Origin of the sequence: Microcoleus sp. Pol7_B2, assembly GCF_036701035.1 — a bacterium.
Classification (GTDB): domain Bacteria; phylum Cyanobacteriota; class Cyanobacteriia; order Cyanobacteriales; family Microcoleaceae; genus Microcoleus.
On record NZ_JAUBQB010000037.1, the window covers coordinates 1 to 23,716 of the forward strand.

Consider the following 23,716-nt stretch of genomic DNA (forward strand, 5'->3'; position numbering starts at 1 on the left):
ATTGACGGGAGGTTCGGGAAATGATGTGTTTTTCCTCAATCAAAGTTTGGGTAGCGACATCATTAATGATTTCCGCAGGGGAGAGGATTTAATTGGGTTGAATTCTGATTTGAGTTTTAATCAACTCAGTATTACTTCCAGCAACAATCAGACTTTGATTACTGTGACGGACACCAATCAATTGTTGGCGAAGCTTAACAATATTACCCCCGGTATTCTCACCGCTAGCGATTTCATTACTCTGTAGTTATTATACTAAATCCGGTTTGTCTCTACCCTCGATCATTCTGCGTATCCTTCGGCGGTTGAAACCGCTACTAAACAAACGAAGTCCGCCTCCGCCGACTGAGATAAAAGGAGTATTTAAGCCGGATTTAGTATTATAGCATATTCCATAAAAAGTAGCCTAGCATGATAAATATTCTCTAATCTTCTGATGCTATAGCCACACATATTAATCTATTAATCCTAATAAAGCGAACTTGATATTATTGCGTTTTAATACGATCGCACAAATGTCTATCTTCCTCCTTCACCTCGGCATTTGTTCGCAGATAATCTCGCACGCGATCGCACGCATAAGCCAGTTCATCGAGTTTGAGAATGCGCTCCACATCCCACAAAATGACAGTGCGATCGTCCCCAACAGAAGCAATCTGTTTGCCATCGGGACTAAACGCCACCGCCCAAACATTCCCCTCATGTCGGGTTAGCGTCGTTATTTCCGTGCCGTCAATTTTCCAGAGTTTGACTGCGCCAGATGCGCCTCCCGCCACCAGCATTTGACCGTCTGGACTGAAATCAACCGCCATCATGCCTCTAGTATTTCCCTTGATGGTTTTCAGCAACGTGCCATCGATCGTCCAAAGTTTAATCGTGTCATCCATGCTCGCACTTGCCAAAGTCCGACCGTCTGGACTGACAGCCACTTCCCAAATTCCACTGCGATGACCTTTCAAAGTCTTGTTCAAGCGACCGTCCAAACTCCACAACCGAACTGTGCCATCTGCACTGACAGAAACCAGCGTGTTTCCGTCGGGGGTAAAGTCCACATCGTAAACCCTAGCCTGATGTCCTGTGAAAGTTCGTAGGGGCGGTGCCCCCGTGCCCGCCCTGCCGTCTGGCTTCCACAGTTTCACGGTTTTGTCGTCGCTGGCAGAAGCGAAGAACTGACCGTCTGGACTGACGGAGACATCCCAAACGCTCGCTCCATGTCCTGTTATGGTTTTCAGCAGCGTCCCGTCGAACTGCCAGAGTTTAATAGTTTTATCTGTACCAGCAAAAGCGAGTACAGGCGAGATATCTTCTTTGGCAAAGCTAGCAGGAGAGACGAAAGCAACCGAGTAAACGGGAGCCTTGTCTTCCGCCCAAGAGTTCAGCAACGTACCGTCTTTTCCCCACACTTTGAAGCTACCATCCGAACTGGCTGAAGCTAACATCTGACCGTCCTGGCTGAAGTCCACATCCCAAATGATGCCGCTATGTCCGTACAGGACTTTCGAGAAAGGGTTTGTCGGGTTCCACACCCGGACGGTATTGTCGTCGCTGGCGGAGACAGCGATTTGAGTGTTGGGAATAAAGATAACGCCGCGAATTCCAGATTGATGCCCTTTGAGGACTTTCAAAAGCGTCCCGTCCGGCTTCCAGAGGTTGATGGTTCCGTCTGCGCTGGCAGAAGCAATGACATCGCCTGTATCGCTGACGGCAATTTCCAACACTTCCGAACTGTGATCCCTGAGAGTAAGTAGGGGCAGTGCCCCCGTGCCTGCCCCTCCGTCGAGTTGCCAGATTTTAACCGTGTTGTCAGCGCTGGCAGAGAGAATAGCGAGACGTTTTGTGCCGTCAGTGTCTGCGAGGAAGGCGAACTTAACGTCCCAAACCGCAGCCGCGTGCCCTTCCAGAGTTCTCACCAGTTTGCCGTCCTTCGTCCATACCTTGACCGTACCGTCGGTGCTGCTAGAGGCGAGCAGGTTTCCATCCGAACTGAAGGCAAGACCCCAAACCCCACCTTGATGTCCGCTTAGTGTCTCCAGCGGTTTGCCATTAAAGTCCCACAGGCGAATCGTGCTGTCTTCGCTGCCAGTGGCAATGCGATCGCCGCCGGGACTGACGGCCATATCCCATATCGCAGCGCTGTGTCCCTGAAAGGTTTTGAGGAGCTTGCCGTCCCGATCCCACAGATAAATGCTGCCGTTGAGACTGGATGTAACCAGGCGCTGGCTGTCGGGACTGAATTTAAGCCCGAAGACAGCAGCCGGATGTTGCAGGTTGTGAAGCAGCGCACCGTCCCGCTGCCACACCTTGACTGTTCGATCGCCACCGGAGGTGGCGATGAGTTGGGCGTCTGGGCTGACATCAAGGCCCAGAACCAGGCTGGAATGCCCCGTCAGGCGATTGAATTCTGCCGTTCCGTAGATGGCCTGTTGCAGCACTTGTCGAACTTGCGATCGCAACTGGGGGTTGGAATTAGGGAGGTCATCGAGTCTGCGTCTGGCTCTGATGGCAGTGACTAGGGCGTCTAATCGCTGTTGGGAGGCGAATTGCCCTGTGGAGGAGATGCTGAGGGCTTGTATTTCGCTGGTGGCGGCGCGGTAATATTGCCAGAGGGCGAAAATGGCGGATGCGATCGCAACTATCAGCAACCCACTCAACGCTGCAATAAACTTGCGCTGTCGCTGTGCTGTCTTTCTTTCATAAGCTACGCGCTTGCGTTCTTCTACCAGTCGTGCTTCGACTTCTTTTACTCGTTCTGCTTCCAGTGCTTGCTGCATTTCCAACTTGTCTAATTCACCAGAAGCGGCTAAAAATTGATAGTCCAAATCGCTCAAACTTTTACCTTGCGCCCAGGATTGAGCGTCTTTCAGCGCTTGTCCGCGCAACAGTCGCGATTCGTCTTGTTGTTTGGAAGCGATCCAAGCATCAAATAGTTGGGAGTAAGGGCGCAGTTGCCCTAAGTGTTTTTCTACCCATTCTCTCTTAAATACTTCTTGATAAATTCTGTTTTTTACCTGCAAATACCCATGTTTTTTTACCACTAAACCCGATAGTAATAGCTCGATTTTATCTCGGCTGTCATCTGTTGGGACGGGCTGGCACGGGGGCACCGCCCCTACGCCTTGTAAAATTTGCTGATAAATACCTAGCAATCTGCCAGCACGTTGTTCGTTGCGAAGGATGCGATCGCGGATTGTCTTTAAATGCTCTGGCTCATCTTGCGATTCCCATTGATTGATGATGTTTTGTCTCACCAGCGATTCCACAAAAAATTCCTCGGTTCCCGGTAGTATTTTTAAATCACCCCTGTGGGCTGACCCCGCCTTTTTTACTACTAATTCACATATTTTTTGCGTTAAAAAGGGCTGTCCTCCCGTCCAAACTAAGATTTGTTTAAGAACTGCTTGCGAATTGGCTATGACCTTTTCTAACCCTTTCCCTAATGGTTGCGCTTCTTCTAAGCTAAATCCTGACAAATCGATCGCCACTCCGATATTAAAAGGTGTCCGATTTTTATCGGAGATTAAATCGCTGGGTGTAGCTACGCCGAAAATCGCGAATGTAATCCGATTGTATGAGGGATTGATGGCTCTTTGGTTGTAACAATAACGAATCAAGGCGAAAAAATCATCTACCGGAAAATCTAAACTTAAAATACTATCAATCTCATCGACAAATATAATAATTCGATTTTCCGCAAATCCGGTTAATAAAATATCTTCAATAAACTGACTCAATCTTTGCAGGAGAGAAACTTCTTCTTGTTCTTTTCACCAAGTTTTTAAATTAACTTGTCCTAATAAATTAAAGCTGCGCTACAAATCGCCAACGATTCCTTTGTACCACTGTAAGGGAGTAATGTTTTCGCTGCCGATACGGGTCATGTCAATGGTACTGCATTGAAATCCTTCGGCTTGCAGTCGGTGCAGGGTGCGAACGAGGAGGGAAGATTTGCCCATTTGTCGGGAGTTGAGGACGTAGCAAAACTCGCCTCGTTTTAAGGCTTCATAAAGTTCGATATCTGCTTGTCGTTCGACATAGGTAGGCGCATCAGTTGTGAGACTGCCGCCAATTTGGTAAGAGTAATCTTTCATAATTGATATTTAATTGTTTCGGATAATTTAGCGATCGCCCACTGCATCGCACAAATGTCTATCCTCCTCCTTCACCTCGGCATTTGTTCGCAGATAATCTCGCACGCGATCGCACGCATAACCCAGTTCATCGAGTTTGAGAATCCGCTCTATATCCCATAAAATCAAAGTACGATCGTCTCCAACCGAGGCAATTTGTTTGCCATCGGGACTAAACGCCACCCCCCAAACGTTCCCTTCATGTCCGGTTAGCGTCGTGATTTCTGTCCCGTCGGTTTTCCAAAGTTTGAGTGCGCCAGTTGAGCCTCCCCCCACCAGCATTTGACCATCGGGACTGAAATCAAGTGCCATCATGCCTCTAGTATTTCCCTTGAGGGTTTTGAGCAACCTACCATCGATCGTCCAGAGTTTAATCGTGTCATCCCTGCTGGCAGTTGCCAAAGTGCGACCGTCGGGACTGATGGCAACTTCCCAAATCGGGCTGCGATGACCTTTTAGAGTCTTGGAAAATCTACCGTCAAGATTCCACAACCGAGCAGTGCTGTCGCTACTGCCTGAAACCAGCCTCTGTCCGTCAGGGGTAAAGTCCACATCGTAAACCCTAGCTTGATGCCCTGTGAAAGTTTTCAGCAAAGTGCCGTCTTTGTTCCACAGTTTCACGGTTTTATCGTTGCTAGCAGAAGCCATTAGCCGACCATCTGGACTTGGGGAGATATCCCAAACTCCAGCTTCATGACCTGTTATGGTTTTCAGCAGCGTCCCGTCGAACTGCCAGAATTTAATTTTTTTATCCTCACTAGCGGTAGCAAGGAAAGGTGCGATCGCCGGATTGGCACCAGAGAGGAAAGCAACGGAGTGAACGGCAGTCTCGTTTCCGGCAAAAGACTTCAGCAACGTGCCGTCTCGCGCCCACAGTTTGAAGCTGCCATCGGAACCGGCTGACGTTAGCATTTGACCGTCCGGACTGAAATCCACATCCCAAATCGTGCCGCCATGTCCGTAAAGGACTTTCGAGAAGGGGTTTGTCGGGTTCCACAGTCGGGCGGTATTGTCGTCGCTAGCAGAGACAACCATTTGACTGTTGGGAATAAAGGTCACGCCTCTAATTCCCGATTGATGCCCTTTGAGGACTTTCAACAGCGTCCCGTCCGGCTTCCAGAGATTGATGGTTTGATCGGCGCTGGTGGAAGCAATCACATCGCCTGCTGTGCTGACAGCGACTTCAAACACTTCCGAACTGTGACCGCTAAGAGTTCGTAGCAGGGTTCCGTCGGGTTGCCAGAGTTTGACAGTGTTGTCAGCGCTGGCAGAGATGATGGCGGGACGTTTGGTGCCGCTATTGTCGGCAATTAAAGCGAACTCAACATCCCAAACGATTGCGCTGTGACCTTCCAGGGTTCTCACCAGTTCGCCGTCTAGAGTCCAAACCTTGACTGAATTATCTGTGCTGCTAGAGGCGAGGAGGTTTCCATCCGGGCTAAAGGCAACACCCCAAACTGCACCTTGATGTCCGCTCAGGGTTTTGAGCGGTTTGCCATTAAAGTCCCACAGGCGAATGGTGCTGTCTTCACTGGCGGAGGCGATGCGCTGACCGTCTGGACTCACGGCGATCGCCCAAATCGCAGCCTTGTGTCCCTGAAAGGTTTTGAGCAGTTTGCCTTCCCGACTCCACAGATAAATGTTGCCGTCCACGCTGGATGTTACCAGGCGCTGGCTGTCGGGACTAAAACGAAGGGCGTAGACGCTGCTGATCGTGTGTTGGAGAGTGTGCAGCAAGGTGCCATCCCGTTGCCAGATCTTGGCTGTTTGGTCGCCGCCTCCGGTGGCGATGAGTTGACCGTCTGGGCTGACATCAACTGCCAGAACCGGGCTGGAGTGGCCCAACAGGCGATTTAATTCTGCCGTTCCATAGATGGCTTGTTGCAGGATTTGTCGAACTTGAGATGGCAACTGGGGGCTGGAATTAGCTAGGCTATCGATCCTGCGTCTGGCTTTGATGGCGCTCACGAGGGCATCTAATCGCTGTTGGGAGGCGAATTGCCCTGCAGATGAGGAGGATAGAGCTTGAATTTCGCTGATGCGGGCTTGCTGCTCGCTGGTGATGGCGTAATGATATTGCCAAACGGCGAGAATGCCAAAGGCGATCGCAACTATTAGCGCTCCGCTGAGCGCCCCAAGAAATCTTCGCTGCCGCTTCGCTGTCTCTCGCTCTAAAACTAACCGCTTGCGTTCTTCTGTGAGTCTGGCTTCAACTTCTCTGAGCCTCGCTGCTTCGAGTGCTTGCTGCACTTCCAGCCTGTCTAATTCACCAGAAGCGGCTAAAAAGTGATAATCCAAATCGCTCAAACTTTTTCCCTGGGCCCAGTAGGAAGCGTCTTTTAACGATTGTCCGCGCAACAATCGCGATTCATCGGTTTGTTTTGAAGCGATCCAAGCATTGAAAGCTTGGGAGTAAGGGCGCAGTTGCCCTAACTGTTTTTCTACCCATTGTAGGTTAAAGACTTCTTGATAAATCGGGTTTCTTATCTTCAACAAACCTTGTTGTTTTACTACCAAACCCGATAGCAGCAGTTCGATCTGCTCTCGACTATCATCGGCTTCCATTTCACTCCCTTGTAAGAGCTGCTGATAGATGCCTAAGCTGCGTCCAGTGCGTTGCTCGTTGCGAATGAGGCGATCGCGTATCGTTTTTAAATGCTCGGCTTCATCTTGCGATTGCCATTTATTGATGATGTTTTCTCTCACCACCGATTCCACAAAAAATCCCTCGGTTCCCGGTGGTATTTTTAAATCACCACTGTGGGCTGACCCCGCCCTTTTTACTACTAATTCACATATTTTTTGCGTTAAAAAGGGCTGTCCTCCCGTCCAATCTAAGATTTCTTTGAGAACTGCCTGCGGATTGGCTATGACATTTTTTAACCCTTGCGCTAATGGTGCCGCTTCTTCTAAGCTAAATCCTGACAAATCGATCGCCACTCCGATATTAAAAGGTGTCCGATTTTTATCGGCGATTAAATCGCTGGGTGTAGCTACTCCGAAAATCGCGAAGGTAATGCGGGTATATTCTGGATTAATGGCTCGTTGGTTGTAACAATAACGAATCAATGCGAAAAAGTCATCTACGGGAAAATCTAAGCTTAAAATACTATCAATCTCATCAACAAATATAATAATTCGCTCGTTGGGAAAGTTGACTAATAAAATTTCTTCGATAAATTGACTCAATCTTTGCAGGAGAGAAATTTCTTCTTGTTCTCGCCACCAGGTTTTTAAATTAACTTGTTTTAATAAGCGAAAGCCGCGCCACAAATCGCCAACGATTCCTTTGTACCATTGTAAGGGAGTAATGTTTTCGCTGCCGATGCGGGTCATGTCAATGGTACTGCATTGACATCCTTCGGCTTGCAATCGGTGCAGAGTGCGAACGAGAAGGGAAGATTTGCCCATCTGTCGGGAGTTGAGGACGTAGCAAAACTCGCCTCGTTTTAATGCTTGATAAAGTTCGATATCTGCTTGTCGTTGGACATAGGTAGGTGCATCAGTTGTGAGACTGCCACCAATTTGATAATAGTAATCTTTCATAATTAATATTTAATTGTTTCGGATAATTTAGCGATCGCCCACGGCATCGCACAAATGTCTGTCCTCCTCCTTCACGTCGGCATTTGTCCGCAAATAATTTTCGACCCAATCGCATCCATACTGGAGGAAATCGAGCTGGAAAATTCGCTCTAGATTCCACACAATTGCTGTGGTATCCTGACTGGCTGAAGCGACTAACTTCCCATCAGGGCTAAATGTCACTCCGAATACCCCATCGCTATGTCCTTTTAAGGTTTCAAGCTCTTGACCATCGTACCTCCAAAGTTTGACAGTACCGTCAAAACTTGCTGAAGCGAGAGTCTTGCCATCGGGGCTAAATGCCACTCCGAATACCCCATTTTTATGTCCCTTTAAAGCTCTAATTTCTGTACCATCCAACCGCCAAAGTCTCACCATGCTATCCATACCTGCTGAAGCGAGAGTCTTGCCGTCAGGGCTAAATGCCACTCCCGCCACCTGACGGCGATGGCTTGTTAAAGTGTGTAGAAGCTTGTAGCTGGATTTTCCAAATGCGATCGCATTATCCCACTGCCAAAGTTTGACAGTGCCGTCCACACTACCAGAGGCAATAACTTGTCCGTCGGGGCTAAATGCCACTCCGTTAATGTAATCGGTATGTCCTTTGAGAGTTGCCAATTGGGTGCCGTCAATCCTCCAGACTTTAACTGTTTTGTCCTCACCCACCGAGGCGATTGACTGCCCATCTGGGTGGAAATCAACGGCGAAGACTCTGCCTTGATGTCCAGTAAAAGTCTTGATTAAGGTTCCATCTAGTCGCCACAATCGAACAGTGCCGTCATAACCGCCTGTAGCAATCGTGTCTCCGTTTGGGCTGAAATCTACTCCGAAAACTTTATCCGCTTGTTTGGGAAAAGTGCGAATTAAGCTACCATTAAGCCGCCAAACTTTAACGGTATTGTCACGACTGGCGGTGGCAATTGTCTTACCATCAGGACTAAATTTTATGGTGTAAATTGATGCTTGATGTCCGTTAAGAGTCTTAAGCAAACTGTCATCAAGCTTCCAGAGTGCGATCGGGCCATCCCAACTGGATGAGGCAAAGATTTGCCCGTCAGGACTCCAAGCCAATCCAGAGACGACATCTTTAGCGACTAGCAGGGTTTTTAGCAGAGTCCCGTCAAGCTGCCAAAGTTTGACTGTTCTGTCTAGACTTGCCGAGGCAAGCACACCACCTTGAGGGTTAAAAGCGATTTTGGTCACGGAATCGCTGTGTCCAGTTAGGGTTTTGACTAAAGTTCCATCAAGGTTCCAAAGTTTGACCGTTTTATCCCAACTCGCCGAGGCGATAAAATTTCCTTGAGGGCTGAAGGCAACATTCTTGACTCTATCCGTATGCCCCGTGAGGGTTCCGATCAGTTTACCGTCTGTATTCCAGAGTTTGATGGTTTTATCTTTAGAAGCAGATGCAATGGTTTGACTGTCAGGGCTAAAGGCAACGCTGTCAACTTCATCTGTATGTCCGGTGAGAGTTCTCAGTAGTTTGCCGTCTGTACTCCAGAGTTTAATGGTTTTATCTTTAGAAGCGGAAGCAATAATCTGGTTGTTAAGAGCGATCGCGACTTGTGTAACGTTATTGGTATGTCCTTTTAAGGTTTGCCATAAGGTATAATTCGGCTTGAACTTGGTTGATTTTGTACTGTTTTTACGCCAAAGTTTAACTGTGTTATCTCCAGAAGCAGAAGCAATTAGATCGCCTCTGGGGTTAAATACGACTGCCACAACTGCATTGTTGTGCCCTTGAAGCATTCCTAGTTTTGTACCGTCTTTTTTCCAAAGATCGATGGTTTTATCGGCAGAAGCTGAGGCTATGAGTTCCCCATCAAGACTGAATGTTACATCATTAACCACATTCTCATGCCCCGATAAATGATTATAGTCAACTGCTCCATAAACAGCTTGATGGAGAGCTTCTTTAACTGAGCGTTCGACCTCTGGGTCTACAGCACCTAACTTTTGCAGTTGTCGCTTTCCTCTGATCGCTTCTATTAATGCGTCTAATTTTTGATTTGAGGCGAATAGTGCTTCGGAAGATTTGGCGATCGCTTTGATTTCGCTGACAGCACTTTGCCGATACTGAAAATACACCGCTAGCCCCAATGCACAGGCGATAATTAATGCTATACTTACTACAAAAAGCAAAAATCTTTGCCGCCTAGAACTTTTTTTCTCTACAGCTAATCTTTTTTGTTCTTCTGTTAGTCGGGCTTCCATTTCTTTAGCCCGTTCTGCTTCCAATCCTACCTGCATTTCTCTTCGGTCTAATTCTTCAGAAGCGCCTAAAAACTGATAATCTAAGTCACTCAAACTTTTACCCTGGGCCCAAGCTTGAGCATTTTTCAAGGCCTGTCCGCGCAACAGTCGGGATTTATCGGTCTGCTTGGAAGTTATCCAAGCATCAAAGGCTTGAGAGTATGGACGCAAGGAAGCGAGATTTTTTTCTACCCATTTTTTGTTAAATACTTCTTGATAAATGGGGTTTCTTACCTGTAAAAAACCCTGGTATTTTACTACCAAACCAGACAGCAATAGTTCTACCTGTTCTCGCGAGTCATCGGTAGGTACTTCCACTCCTTGTAAGATTTTTTGATAGATGCCTAGTAGTCTTCCAGCACGTTGCTCATTTCTCAGAATGCGATCGCGGATCGTCTTTAAATGCTCTGGCTCATCTTGAGATTCCCAATTTTGGATGATGTGCGATCGCACCACTGATTCCACAAAAAATCCCTCCGTTCCCGGTGGTATTTTTAAATCACCGCTGCGGGATTCTTTAGCATTTATTACCACCAATTCGCAGATTTTTTGAGTTAAAAATGGTTGTCCTGATGTCCAAGCTAAGATTTCTTTGATAACTGCTTGCGGATTGGTTATTACCTTTTCTAATCCTTTGGCTAATGGTTGTGCTTCCGACAAGCTAAATCCTTGCAAATCTATCCCTCGTCCGATATTAAAAGGAGTCCGATTTTTATCGGCGATTAAATCGCTGGGTGCAGCTACTCCGAAAATCGCGAAGGTAATCCGGTTGTATTCGGGATTGATAGATCTCTGGTTGTAACAATAACGAATCAAGGCAAAAAAATCATCAACTGGAAAATTGAGGCTGAGAATACTATCAATCTCATCGACAAATATAAAAATTCTGTTTTCTGGAAATTTGGTTAACAAAATGTCTTCGATGAAATAGCTCAATCTTTGCAAAAAGGAAACTTCTTCTTCTTGCCACCAGGTTTTTAAATTAACTTGTCCTACAAGATGGAAACTGCGCCACAAATCGCCAACGATTCCTTTGTACCACTGTAAAGGAGTAATGTTTTCGCTACCGATGCGAGTCATGTCAATGGTACTGCATTGAAATCCTTCTGCTTGCAGTCGGTACAGGGTGCGAACGAGGAGGGAAGATTTGCCCATTTGTCGGGAGTTGAGGACGTAGCAAAACTCGCCTTTTTTTAAGGCTTCATAAAGTTCGATATCTGCTTGTCGTTCGACATAGGTAGGCGCATCAGTTGTGAGACTGCCTCCAATTTGGTAAGAGTAATCTTTCATAATTGATATTTAATTGTTTCGGATAATTTAGCGATCGCCCACGGCATCGCACAAATGTCTATCCTCCTCCTTCACGTCGGCATTGGTTCGCAGATAATCTCGCACCCAATCGCAACCAAACACCAGCGGATCTGTATTGAGAATGCGCTTCACATCCCACAAAATCGCCGTTTGGTCATGGCTGGCCGAGACAAGGAAAGTGCCGTCGGGACTAAAGGAAACTCCTGTCACCACACCTGTATGCCCCGTGAGTGTCGTCAGCAAGATGCCATTTTTGTTCCAGAGTTTCACCGTGTTATCCAGACTTGCCGTAGCGACGATTTCACCATCCGGGCTAAAGGAAACTCCCACCACTCCCTCTGTGTGGCCTTTGAGCGTTCGCAGGAGCAGTGCTTTCTGAGGAACTGAGGTGTCTGAGGGCTCTAATTTCCAGAGTTTGACGGTGCCATCTGTACAGGCTGAAGCTAAAGTCTTGCCATCGGGACTGAAACTGACCCCCGTAGTCACAGCCTGATGGGCATCAATCGCCTGCAACAAAGTGCCATCGGGATTCCAGATAGAAATAGTACCGCTGCTACCGACGGCGGCTAAAGCTTTTCCATCAGGGCTAAAGGCCACACTCCAGAAGGCGCTGCCATCTAGCTTCAGAGTTCGCAGTAACACACCGTCTGGCTGCCAGAGTTTTACCGTGCCGTCCATACTTGCGCTGGCAATAATTTTACTATCAGGACTCCAAGTAATTGCGTAAACTATACCTTTGTGGGCGTTGATTTCTCTGACGAATCTGCCACCCTTGTGCCAGAGTTTAACTGTTTTTTCTGCCCCTACTGCAATGACTTGACCATCAGGACTGAATGCCACATCCCAAAGCCCTCCTGTACCCTCCTTAAGCGTCTTCAGCAACGTGCCATCGACGCGCCAAAGTTTCACGGTGCCGTCTGTACTGGCAGTGGCGACGATTTTACCGTCAGGAGCGAAAGCAGCTTTATAAACAGCAGCGTCGTGACCTAGCAGGGGTAAGAAAAAAATGTTTTTCGGCTGCCAAAGTTTGACAGCATTTCCTACACCCAGCGAAGCAATTGATTTGCCGTCAGGACTGACATGAATATCCCACACGGCACCGCGATGCCCTGCAAAAGTTCGTAGGGGCAGTGCCTCCGTGCCTGCCCTGCCGTCTTTATTCCAAAATTTGATTGTTCGATCGTCGCTGGCTGAGGCGATAATCTGACCGTCGGGACTGAAATCTAGACCCTGAACGCCAGATGCGTGACCCTTAAGGGTTCCTAGGGGCTGTAACTCTTCGTCTGACGGGGCATGGGAGCGCCAAAGTTTAACAGTTTTATCCATGCTGGCGGAGGCAAATATCTCGCCGTCAGGACTAAACTTGACCTCCCAAATGGCAGCGCTATGGCCTTGAAACGTTCGCAGTAACTGTACTGCGTCCCAGAATAAGCCGTCTTTTTTCCACAATCGGATCGTGCCCTCCGCACTTGCGCTAACGAGCATTTCCCCGTCGGGGCTAAAGCTCAGGCTCCTCACCGCATCGGTGCGATCGAGAATGGTTAATAAATTGCCGTTTTTGTCCCAGACTTTAACGGTGTTATTCTGACCGGATGCAGCTAACGTCTCGCCATCTGGACTGAACGCCACAGCGTTAAACTCGGTGCTGTGTCCCTCAAGGGTGTGTAGGAGTTTGGGGCCCGCCCAAGACGTTCCCTCTTGCTGCCAAACTTTAACTGTGCCATCTCCACTGGCGCAAGAGAGGAGTTTACTGTCGGCGCTAAAAGCCATCCTCCATACCATACCGTTGTGGGGAAGAGTGGCAATCAGGGTGCCATCTCGCTGCCAGAGTTTGACCGCGTTCTCTGTACTTGAGGAGGCAATTGTCTGAGCGTCGGGACTGATTGCTAATCTATACAGTGTCGCCTGATGTCCTGAAAAGCGGTTGAACTCCGACGCTCCATAAACGGCCTGCTCTAGTAATAATTGCACGCGATTTTCTAGTTCGGGATTTGCCCCACCGAGTTGTTGGAGTTTGCGCTTGGCCATGATTGCGGCGATGAGGGCATCTAATTTTTGCTCTAAGGTGAAGAGGGCTTCGGAGGAGGTGGCGATCGCTTCTACCTCACTTATGGTTGCGTGGCGATATTGCCAAAATGCTGCTGTTCCCAGAAACAGGGCGATCGCTAATGCTAGACTAAGCGCTGCAATAAACCACTTTTGCCTTCTGGCATTTTTTTTCTCTACAGCGAGTCGCGCTTCAACTTCTTTGCTGCGTTCCGCTTCTAAAGCTTGTTGCACTTCTTTGCGATCGCATTCAACGGAAACGGCTAAAAACTGATAGTCTAAATCGCTCAAACTTTTGCCCTGCGCCCAATATGAAGCGTCTTTCAAAGCTTGACCCCTCAAAAGGCGCGATTCGTCTTGTTGTTTGGAAGTAATCCAAGCATCGAAAGCTTGAGAGTAGGGACGCAATTGCCCTAATTGTTTCTCTACCCATTCGAGATTAAATACTTCGGCATAAATGCGATTTTTTACTTGTAAATAGCCTTCCTGTTTGATGATTAATCCCGATAGCAAGAGTTCGATTTGCTCTCGGCTGTCATTTGTTGCCACTTTTACGTTTTGTAAAATTTGCTGATAAATGCCTAGCAATCTACCTGCGCGTTGTTCGTTTCTAAAGATGCGATCGCGTATCGTTTTTAAATGCTCCGGCTCGTCTTGGGATTCCCAGTTCTGGAGGATGTGCGATCGCACCAGCGATTCGACAAAAAATCCCTCGGTTCCCGGTGGTACTTTTAAATCACCGCTGTGGGCTGACCCCGCCTTTTTTACTACTAATTCACATATTTTTTGCGTTAAAAATGGCTGTCCTCCCGTCCAAACTAAAATTTCTTTGAGAACCGCCTGTGGATTGGCTATGACATTTTCTAGCCCTTTCGCTAATGGTTGCGCTTCTTCTAAGCTAAATCCTGACAAATCGATCGCCACTCCAATATTAAAAGGTGTCCGATTTTTATCGGCGATTAAATCGCTGGGTGTAGCTACTCCAAAAATCGCGAAGGTAATTCGATTGTATTCTGGATTGATAGCTCGTTGATTGTAGCAGAAACGAATTAATGCGAAAAAATCATCTACGGCAAAATCTAAACTTAAAACACTATCAATTTCATCGACAAATATAATAATTCGATTATCGGCAAATCGGGCTAATAAAATATCTTCAATAAATTGACTCAATCTTTGCAGTAGAGAAACTTCTTCTTGTTCTTTCCACCAGGTTTTTAAATTAACTTTTCCTAATAAATTAAAGCTGCGCCACAAATCCCCAACGATTCCTTTGTACCACTGTAAAGGAGTAATGTTTTCGCTTCCGATACGGGTCATGTCAATGGTACTGCATTGAAATCCTTCTGCTTGCAGTCGGTGCAGGGTACGAACGAGAAGGGAAGATTTGCCCATTTGCCGGGAGTTGAGGACGTAGCAAAACTCGCCTCGTTTTAAGGCATCATAAAGTTCGATATCTGCTTGTCGTTGGACATAAGTAGGTGCATCACTGGCGAGACTGCCTCCAATTTGGTATGTAACCTTGCTCATGCCGTTTATGGGTTAATTTAAATGTAAGTATCTAGTGAGTTTATTAAAAGGTGAGGATGTGGTGCGATCGCTTCATTCTAATATAACTTACGCAAATAAACTCTCAAACCTCGGTCTAAATAAAGTTGTGCGAACCAAAATAGAGGCGGTACAACTCGCAGCTTAGCGTACAGCGGTTGTTATCGATATGAATCAGCCCCATACTAAATAATTTAGAAGCCACTATCGGATCTAATTCCACTCCGTGTTCCGATTTTACCACTTGTTTAAGTGCAACCGCAAGTTCGGGATACTCTTGCAATGTTGCCCAAAAACTCCGCAAGTAATCTTTATAAATTCCCGCTATTGTGGGAGCTTCTTGTAGTAGCTGATCTAGCGTTACACTGTTTTGACAGAGGTGGTAAAGAGCTAGCCGCACCAGATAAGGATGTCCCCCCACCATTGCCATCAGTCGATCGGCATCGGGACTATCTGTCCAATCCAGTCCGTGACGCTGGGCTAAAGCAAGTATCTGCTCTTCTGTAAAATAGGGCAATTGCAGCGGTAAACCGACATTAAAAGGCGATTCAGTGAGCTTTAAAGGAACATAAATTTCTGTGGAGTGAAGAACGATTAACCGCAGTTTTCCCAAAGTTTCAATCCGCTTTGCTTCTTCATGCCAGCTTCGCAGGAGCGGCAAAAATTCTCGGGCAATTTTTGGATATTCAAAAATTATATTTACTTCCTTTAAAGCTAACACAAGAGGGGTACTTATTTCTGCTAATACATATTGTTGCAAATAGATGGTACAGCTTACTTTGCTACCCATGTCTTCATCCCAATAATCATCTAATAGAGGTGGTAATTCTAGGTGACGGCTGATGTTGGCACAAAACCAGCGTAAAAATTTATCGAGGTTGTCTAAAACAGCTTCCTCGGCTTGCTGAAAATCTAAACTTACAGTTCGATAATCAAGAGAAGTCGCGCGCTCTAAAATGCGTAGCAGAAGAGAACTTTTTCCCATCTTCCTGGGAGCTTTAATCCGCAGCACACTTCCGGGTTTAGTAATCTCTCGATAGGCGAGTTCTTCAATTAGCGGGTGAGGGATATAAAATGGCGAATCCAGGGGCACGGGAGAGCCGGGAAATTCTAAAGGTGTTGCTAGGCATTTGCTGCGGGTGAATGCTTCAATTAATTCTCGTTCCTCTGTGGTCAGGGAACGTGATTCTACACAAGAGCGAAAATTTGATTTGCTAATAGATGTCTGCAAGATTTGAGAGAGAGATTGCCACAAGGAGGAGGCAATGTTTCTCAGGTAATGCTCTCCGTAATGAGAGCCAGATGCGATACTTGTATAAGTCTTTCCTTCCCAAACTTGGCGGAGTATGATTTCTTGTACGGGATATAAATCTTTTTGTAATCGGACACGAGTTAGCTGTAGTACCTCATCTATCGTCATAACTGGCAATAACCATATAAGTGTATCGTTGATATTATCACTTATGATTGAGTGTAAAGCTCAGAGCGATCGCCGATTGGATTGCGACACGATCCTGTCGCGACATTTTTCAGGGGGTAATTGGTCACATCGGTTAATTCTCCCCCAAAGAGTACACTATCAATAAAGAATTCCCTCGCGGGGTGGGGGCGGGTGTATTTAACCTGTCTGCACTCTTCAAGAGTACAAGAGTGAACCTACCTCTACAGGCTTTGGAGAATGGTTCTCTTCGTTAAGTGAAATCCGTGATACCCGTTAAATCTGGTAATTTCCCGGTTGTCTGACGGATCGCTGAGTGCTATAACCTAATTTCAATGGGCGCTGGCGCTCCTACTGGAAACGAATCTGTGCTCAGTTTTTCTTGATCCTTGGCCAAAATGTCATGCCGGTGTCACAGTTGGCATAGAAGGCCGAATTAAAAATGTGACAGTTGACTTTGCCAAAGCTGAGTCGATTGATGTTAATTTAATTAACAGTAGTTTTAGATCGCTGCATTTACTCATCACAAGCGTTAAGTCCAAAAGCATAATTCTTCTTGTTGTGCTAGCAGGTTTTTGGATTTGCCTGTAATCCTGTCTTAAAAACTTTAGCAAATAACCTAGTTGATTTAATGCAAATGGTTCATGAAATTTTTCCTAATTATTTTATTCCTCACGGTCATTGCTACTTGTGGAAGCCTGGATTAGTGGGGCTGCACATTTTGTCCGATGGTTTGATAGCCGTCGCTTATTTTTTGATACCCATCACGCTGATTTATATTGTTAATAAGCGGAAAGACTTGCCTTTTGACTGGGTTTTCATGCTGTTTGGCTCTTTTATTATCTGCTGCGGGATTACCCATATTATGGAAATATGGACGCTGTGGCATCCTAATTATTGGTTCTCTGGTTTTCTTAAAGCGATTACGGCGCTGATTTCGCTAAGTACAGCAGCAGTGCTGGTGGAACTAATCCCAAAAATCTTGGCTATCCCCAGTCCCAATCAATTGGCGGTGGCAAATGTAGCTTTACAAACTGAGATTGGCGAGCGCAAACAAGCTCAAGAAGCACTCTCGGAATTAATGCTAGAATTGGAAAAACGGGTGATGGAGAGGACGATCGCTTTAGAATCGACTAATGAACTTTTGCTACAGGAAAATCGCGATCGCTATTTGGCGGAAAATTCATTGCGGCACTCGGAAGCTAAGCTGCTAGAACAAACTCAACAGTTAGAAACCGCTCTGCAACAACTTAAAGGCGCTCAAACTCAACTCGTGCAAACTGAAAAAATGTCGTCTTTGGGGCAAATGGTAGCTGGAGTTGCCCACGAAATAAATAACCCTGTCAACTTTATTTATGGCAATCTGATTCCGGCTGAGGAATACATTAAAGATATTGTGGCATTGATTAAGGCTTATCAAGTTTATTACCCCACTCCTGCGCCGGAAATTGCAGACAAGATCCGCACTATCGAGCTCGATTTTATTTTAAAAGACCTGCAAAAACTTTTGGGTTCGATCAAAATTGGAGCCGAGCGAATTAGGGAAATTGTTAAATCTTTACGGACTTTCTCCCGTTTAGACGAAGCCGATATGAAAAAGGTAAATATCCATGAAGGTCTTGATAGCACTTTAATGATTTTGCAGCACCGCTTGAAAGAACAACCAAACCGTCCGCCTATTCAAGTGATTAAAGAGTATGGAGATTTGCCAGAATTGGAATGCTACGCTGGGCAGCTTAACCAAGTATTTATGAATATTTGTTCTAATGCTATTGACGCTTTAGAGCAGATTGTACAGCAGGGAGATGCGACCAACGGCTATTGGGAAAATAATTGTTGTGACCACTTACAAAACATTTCTTGCCCACTGCTAAAAATTCGCATCCGCACTCTTTTAGTTGATGGCAAGTGGGTGCAGATTCACATTGCTGATAATGGTACTGGCATAGATTATGATGCGATCGCTAAAATTTACGATCCATTTTATACGACGAAACCTATCGGTGCTGGTACCGGGCTGGGTTTGGCAATTTCTTATCAAATTATTCAAGCCCATGAAGGTTATTTGCGCTGCACTTCCGAGGTTGGGAGAGGTACTGAGTTTATCATAGAAATTCCGTTGCGATCGCAATTTGGCGAGCGCCACCTACTGCCCAAGCAAGCTGTTATGAACAAGCTGGGTTTAGGCGTTAATAAATAATGCTGAATCCAGCTACCTTTTTCGGTTTTTTTTATTTTTTGCCTAACTTAGGCATCATCAAATCCATATTATCTGCCAATAACAAGTATTATGTGGGAAGCACTCAAAAATATCTTTTCCCCAACTCAGTATATGCCTCACGGTCATTGCTATCTTTGGCAAACGCCTTTAGTGTGGCTGCACGTAACTGGGGACTTTTTAATCGCGATCGCCTACTATTCTATTCCGGCGATGCTAATTTATTTTATCTTCAAGCGGCGCGATGTTCCTTTTTTAGGAATATTTGCTTTATTTGGTGCATTTATTATTCTGTGCGGCACGGGTCACTTGCTAGACATTTGGACGTTGTGGCATTCCGCTTATTGGCTGTCGGGGATTGAAAAAGGAATTACTGCACTGGTTTCCTGCTACACGGCTGCCTCTATGGTAACACTATTGCCACAGTTTTTGTCCTTAAAAACCCCCCAAGAATTAGAGGCCATAAATCGCAAGTTGCAGACTGAGATTGCTGTGCGTGAAGATGCAGAATTAGCGTTACGCCACGCTTATGATGATTTAGAAATTAAAGTCCAAGAGCGCACCGCACAGTTGACAGAAATCAATGGTTATTTAGAAGCAGAAATAAGAGAAAGGATAGCTGCTGAATCCGCTTTGCGGGAACGAGAAACTAGGTTAACCGAACAACAAAATGGTTTGCTACAATTAGCAAAAAATTCTAGTATCTACGAGGGAAATATCGCCGAGGCGTTGAGAGAGATTACGCAAATGGCAACTCGTACCCTAAATGTCGATCGGGCAAGTATTTGGTTTTATCAGGAAGATAAATCCTCACTGTGCTGTGCGGATATTTACGAACTGACTCCCAATCAACACAGCGCCGGCGCAGAACTGAAAGTTGCTGACTATCCTAGCTATTTCCAAGCTTTGAAGACAGAACAGGCGATCGCAGCGGTTGATGCCAAAACCGATCCGCGCACCCGAGAATTTAGCGAATCTTATTTGAAGCCTTTAAACATCTCGGCCATGCTAGATGTTCCTATTACCCATAAAGGGCAAATTGCGGGTGTAATTTGTTTAGAACATCAGGGAACGACCAGGAATTGGACGCTCGACGAACAAAGCTTCGCTAGCTATGTGGCGCAGATCGCAGCTTTAGCAATGGAAGCTCGCGATCGCAAGCAAGCCGAGTTAAACTTGCGTTCTGTCACCGAACGCTTGCAATATTTGCTGGCGACTACCCCGGCGGTGATTTTTAGCTGCAAATTAGGGGGAAATTATGAGGTAACATTTGTCAGCGATAATGTTGTTTCAATGATTGGTTACGAAGCGCGAGAATTGGTTGATGGTTCCCTTGATTGGCATAGCCTGGTTCATCCCGAAGATCGAGAGATTGTTGCTACTTCATACGCTCAGATATTGGAAAAAGAATCGATTTCCTACGAATACCGCGAACGGCACAAAGACGGTAGTTATCGCTGGATTTACGATGAGATCAAGTTAGTCAAAGATGCTGCGGGTCTACCTGTGGAGTGCGTTGGTTATGGAGTAGATGTTACTGCTCGCAAACAGGCGGAAATAGCCTTGCAGCAACAAGTAAAAAGGGAGCGGCTAGTGAATTCCATTCAAGAGCGAATTCGTTCCTCTCTTAACCTAGAAGAAGTGCTGACAATGGCTGTGGAAGAAGTCCGCCACTTTTTGTCAACGGATAGAACAGTTATTTACCGCTTTAATTTAGATTGGAGTGGATTTATAACCGTCGAGTCGGTAGCCGTCGGTACGATGCCAATTTTGGGGATTGACATTAATGACCCTTGTTTTCGACAAGGCTACGTCTCTATTTACGAGCAGGGACACGTCCGTGCGATCGACAATATTTATACGGCAGGTCTTTCAGAGTGCCACGTTAATTTACTGAGCCAGTTTGAAATTAAAGCTAACCTCGTGGTTCCCATTTTGCAAGGTGAAAAACTATGGGGTCTACTCATTGCTCATCACTGCCGCAGTCAAAGGCATTGGACTTCTTCTGAGATAGAATCTCTCCAGCAAATTTCCGTGCAGCTAGCAATTGCCATCAAGCAATCCACCCTTTTTGAACAAGCCAAAACAGAAATTGCAGAACGCAAATTAGCAGAAACAGCATTACAAAAAGCTGTCGTAGCTGCTGATACAGCTAACCGCGCCAAGAGCGAATTCCTTTCTTCTATGAGCCATGAATTGCGGACTCCCCTGAATGCCATTCTCGGATTTAGTCAGGTGATGGTGCGCGATTCATCTCTCAACAATCAACACCAACAGCACCTAGAAATTATAAATCGTGCGGGTGAACACTTGCTGGCCCTAATTAATGACATTTTGGAAATGTCCAAAATTGAAGCGGGCAGAAGTCAGCTTAATGAAAGCAGTTTTAATTTAATGCGCTTGCTAAAAACCTTAGAAGAAATGTTTCGATTAAAAGCTAAATCTAAGAAATTGCAGCTAAATTTAGAAGTGGGTGAAGGCGTACCACACTTTGTTACTGGAGATGAAGGTAAATTGCGGCAAATTTTGATCAATCTTGTAGGAAATGCGATCAAGTTTACAGAGAGGGGTAGCGTTACTTTGCGAGTAAAAAATCAGGTAAAAGAAAGTTTGGGGACTAAAACGGCAGAGTTTTCGGACACACACACAAAGCTTGATGACGCGGGTTCTGAACATTCCGAAAACTTAGCGGTTGAAACCGCAGCTATACAAAAAAAACCCGGATGGTGCACTGGTTTTAATCAGTCCGAAAGCTTGGCGGACTGTGATTGTGTAGACGCCAATCACCTTCACCCGGAATTGTTACGCCTTCAGTTTGAAATTGAAGATACTGGCCTTGGCATTGCCGCAGAAGAGATGAATAAGTTATTTGAACCCTTTGAGCAAACAAAAACAGGTCAAAAGTCTCAACAGGGGACTGGATTAGGTTTACCAATTAGCCGCAAATTTGTACAAATGATGGGAGGAGATATTACTGTCAGCAGTACACCTGACTTGGGAAGTAAGTTTGCATTTGATATTCAAATCAGCCTTGCCCCTCCCAGCGAGATTAAAATCCTTAAACCGCAGAAAAAAGTAATTGGTTTAGCACCGAATCAACCAGAATACCGGATTTTGGTTGTTGACGATCGCGCCGATAACTGCCTAGTCATAGAGAGATTATTGTCACCACTAGGCCTCATCGTGCGAGCCGCTAGAGATGGTGAAGAAGCTATTGCTGTATGGGAGGATTGGCAACCGCACCTGATCTGGATGGATATGCAGATGCCTGTCATGGATGGCTATGAAGCCACCAGAAAAATTAAAGCTCATCCTCTCGGAAAACAAACTGTAATAGTTGCTCTTACGGCTAGCGCTTTTGAAGAGGAACGACAAACTATTTTAGGAGCTGGCTGCGATGATTTCATGCGTAAACCCTTCGAGGCAAAGATATTATTTGCGAAAATGGAAGAACTTTTAGGAGTACGTTACATTTACGAGGAATCTGTGGATGCAACACTAGAAAATGAAAGCCAAATTAGCGGAGTGACTAGCAATCAATCTATCGAGTCACAACTCGGTCAAATGCCTCTTGAGTGGGTAGAAAAGATAGCTCATGCTGCTCATGAATGTTGCGACGATAAAATTGTCAAGTTGATTGAGGAAATGCCGAGCCAGTTTGCTTTGGCCGCAGAATATTTAACTACTTTGGTGCAGGATTTCCTCTTTGACGATATTATAGATATAGCGCAGTCAGCAGTTGCGACGAGGTGAAAATAACTGTTTTTAACTAATTTCAACTTAGGACGCTATTCTCTTTAAAAACTACCTAACATTAAGCCCCAATAGCGTCTCCTTGCCATCTCTTTTTAGGAGAGAAAATAGGAATTTCTACTGTTTCGTTTTTTTTGAGGTAAAATTCTTAAGTGTTAATATCTGTTATCTTGACAAACTACCGTGAGCGATCGCATGGACAGCCATCAATATCCTACAATTCAAGCCAACATTTTAGTAGTTGATGATAAGCCCGATAATGTGCGGCTTTTATCTACAATCTTGACCGAAGAAGGGTATCAGGTTCGTAAAGCGCTGAACGGGCAAAGGGCGATCGCTACAGTGCAAGAGTTTCCGCCGACTCTAATTTTGCTGGACGTGATGATGCCAGAGATGAATGGATATGAGGTATGTGCAAAGTTGAAAGCTTCACCAAAAACCAGTTCCATTCCTGTGATTTTCTTAAGCGCCTTAGATGACGTTTTAGATAAAGTGAAAGCTTTTGATGTGGGAGCAGTTGACTATATTACTAAACCTTTTCATGGTAAAGAAGTATTGGCACGAGTAGCAAATCAGTTAACTATTCAAAGTCAACAACAGTTACTTCAAGAGCAAACGAAGCAATTCCAAGAACTTGTCGAACGTTTGCAAAACGAAATTAAAGAGCGCCAGGGGGTGGAGCTAGCTTTACGGCTTGCTCAAACAAAGTCGGATCATTTATTGCTGAATATTTTACCAGCAGCGATTGTTGAAAATTTGAAAAAGGGCGAGGGTTCTCCTGCCCAGAGGTTTGATTCAGCAACAGTTCTTTTTGCCGATATTGTCGATTTTACGTCTATTGCTGCTAGAATGTTACCTCTAGAATTGGTAAATGTATTGAACCAAATTTTTTCCAGGTTTGACCAACTAACTGAAAAACACGGTTTGGAAAAAATTAAAACCATTGGAGATGCTTATATGGTAGCGGGGGGGTTGCCGGTGCCGAGGGCAGATCATGCAGAAGCGATCGCGAATATGGCCTTGGATATGCAGGAAGCGATCGCTGATTTTCAAAATGACAGAGGCGAACCATTTCAAATTCGGATTGGCATTCATACAGGGCCAGTAGTTGCTGGCGTAATTGGCACTAAAAAATTTATCTATGACTTGTGGGGAGATACTGTTAATGTTGCTTCTCGGATGGAATGTCAAGGATTACCGGGATATATTCAAGTTACTACGGCTATTTACGACCTGTTAAAAGATCGGTATTTATTTGAGGAAAGAGGTGCGATTACGATTAAAGGAAAAGGAGAGATGAGCGTCTATTGGCTAAAAGGTAAACAAGATAATCCAGCGGTAGAAACCGATGCTTGTCAAACGAAGTCCACTCCTAGCGAACTAATAGATTACCCAAATACCCCACTTATTTAAGAAGTTGGGCATCTAACCTAGGAG

Annotated in this window: 7 protein-coding genes and 2 pseudogenes; 4 read left to right on the forward strand and 5 right to left on the reverse strand. The window is 45.6% G+C overall.

Features of this window, described 5'->3' with window-relative positions:
- Positions 1 to 247: pseudogene (locus tag QUA57_RS15360) on the forward strand (calcium-binding protein); the annotation flags it as partial.
- A 241-nt stretch (positions 248 to 488) separates the two neighbouring features.
- Here the strand turns inward: QUA57_RS15360 and QUA57_RS28705 are convergent.
- The 5 genes and pseudogenes from QUA57_RS28705 to QUA57_RS15390 form a co-directional block, all read right to left on the reverse strand.
- Positions 489 to 4,088: pseudogene (locus tag QUA57_RS28705) on the reverse strand (AAA-like domain-containing protein).
- Between the two features lie 27 nt (positions 4,089 to 4,115).
- On the reverse strand, positions 4,116 to 7,673 hold the full coding sequence (locus QUA57_RS15375) for an AAA-like domain-containing protein (protein WP_333059392.1): 3,558 nt from the start codon (positions 7,671 to 7,673) through the stop codon (positions 4,116 to 4,118).
- A gap of 27 nt (positions 7,674 to 7,700) precedes the next feature.
- A complete protein-coding gene (locus QUA57_RS15380) occupies positions 7,701 to 11,255 on the reverse strand; it encodes a WD40 domain-containing protein (protein WP_333059393.1) in 3,555 nt (1,184 codons plus the stop codon).
- A 27-nt stretch (positions 11,256 to 11,282) separates the two neighbouring features.
- A complete protein-coding gene (locus tag QUA57_RS15385; RefSeq protein ID WP_333059394.1) occupies positions 11,283 to 14,852 on the reverse strand; it encodes an AAA-like domain-containing protein in 3,570 nt (1,189 codons plus the stop codon).
- Between the two features lie 115 nt (positions 14,853 to 14,967).
- Positions 14,968 to 16,290, reverse strand: coding sequence for an AAA-like domain-containing protein (locus QUA57_RS15390; protein WP_333059395.1), 1,323 nt, complete (start codon positions 16,288 to 16,290; stop codon positions 14,968 to 14,970).
- Between the two features lie 649 nt (positions 16,291 to 16,939).
- Between QUA57_RS15390 and QUA57_RS15395 the strand changes: the two genes are divergently transcribed.
- The 3 genes from QUA57_RS15395 (at position 16,940) to QUA57_RS15405 (ending at position 23,692) form a co-directional block, all read left to right on the forward strand.
- Positions 16,940 to 18,508, forward strand: a complete 1,569-nt coding sequence (locus tag QUA57_RS15395) for an ATP-binding protein (protein ID WP_333059396.1) — start codon at positions 16,940 to 16,942, stop codon at positions 18,506 to 18,508.
- Positions 18,509 to 18,598: 90 nt separating this feature from the next.
- A complete protein-coding gene (locus tag QUA57_RS15400; RefSeq protein WP_333059397.1) occupies positions 18,599 to 22,279 on the forward strand; it encodes a GAF domain-containing protein in 3,681 nt (1,226 codons plus the stop codon).
- Between the two features lie 195 nt (positions 22,280 to 22,474).
- Positions 22,475 to 23,692, forward strand: coding sequence for an adenylate/guanylate cyclase domain-containing protein (locus QUA57_RS15405; RefSeq protein ID WP_333059483.1), 1,218 nt, complete (start codon positions 22,475 to 22,477; stop codon positions 23,690 to 23,692).
- The last annotated feature ends 24 nt before the right edge of the window (positions 23,693 to 23,716 follow it).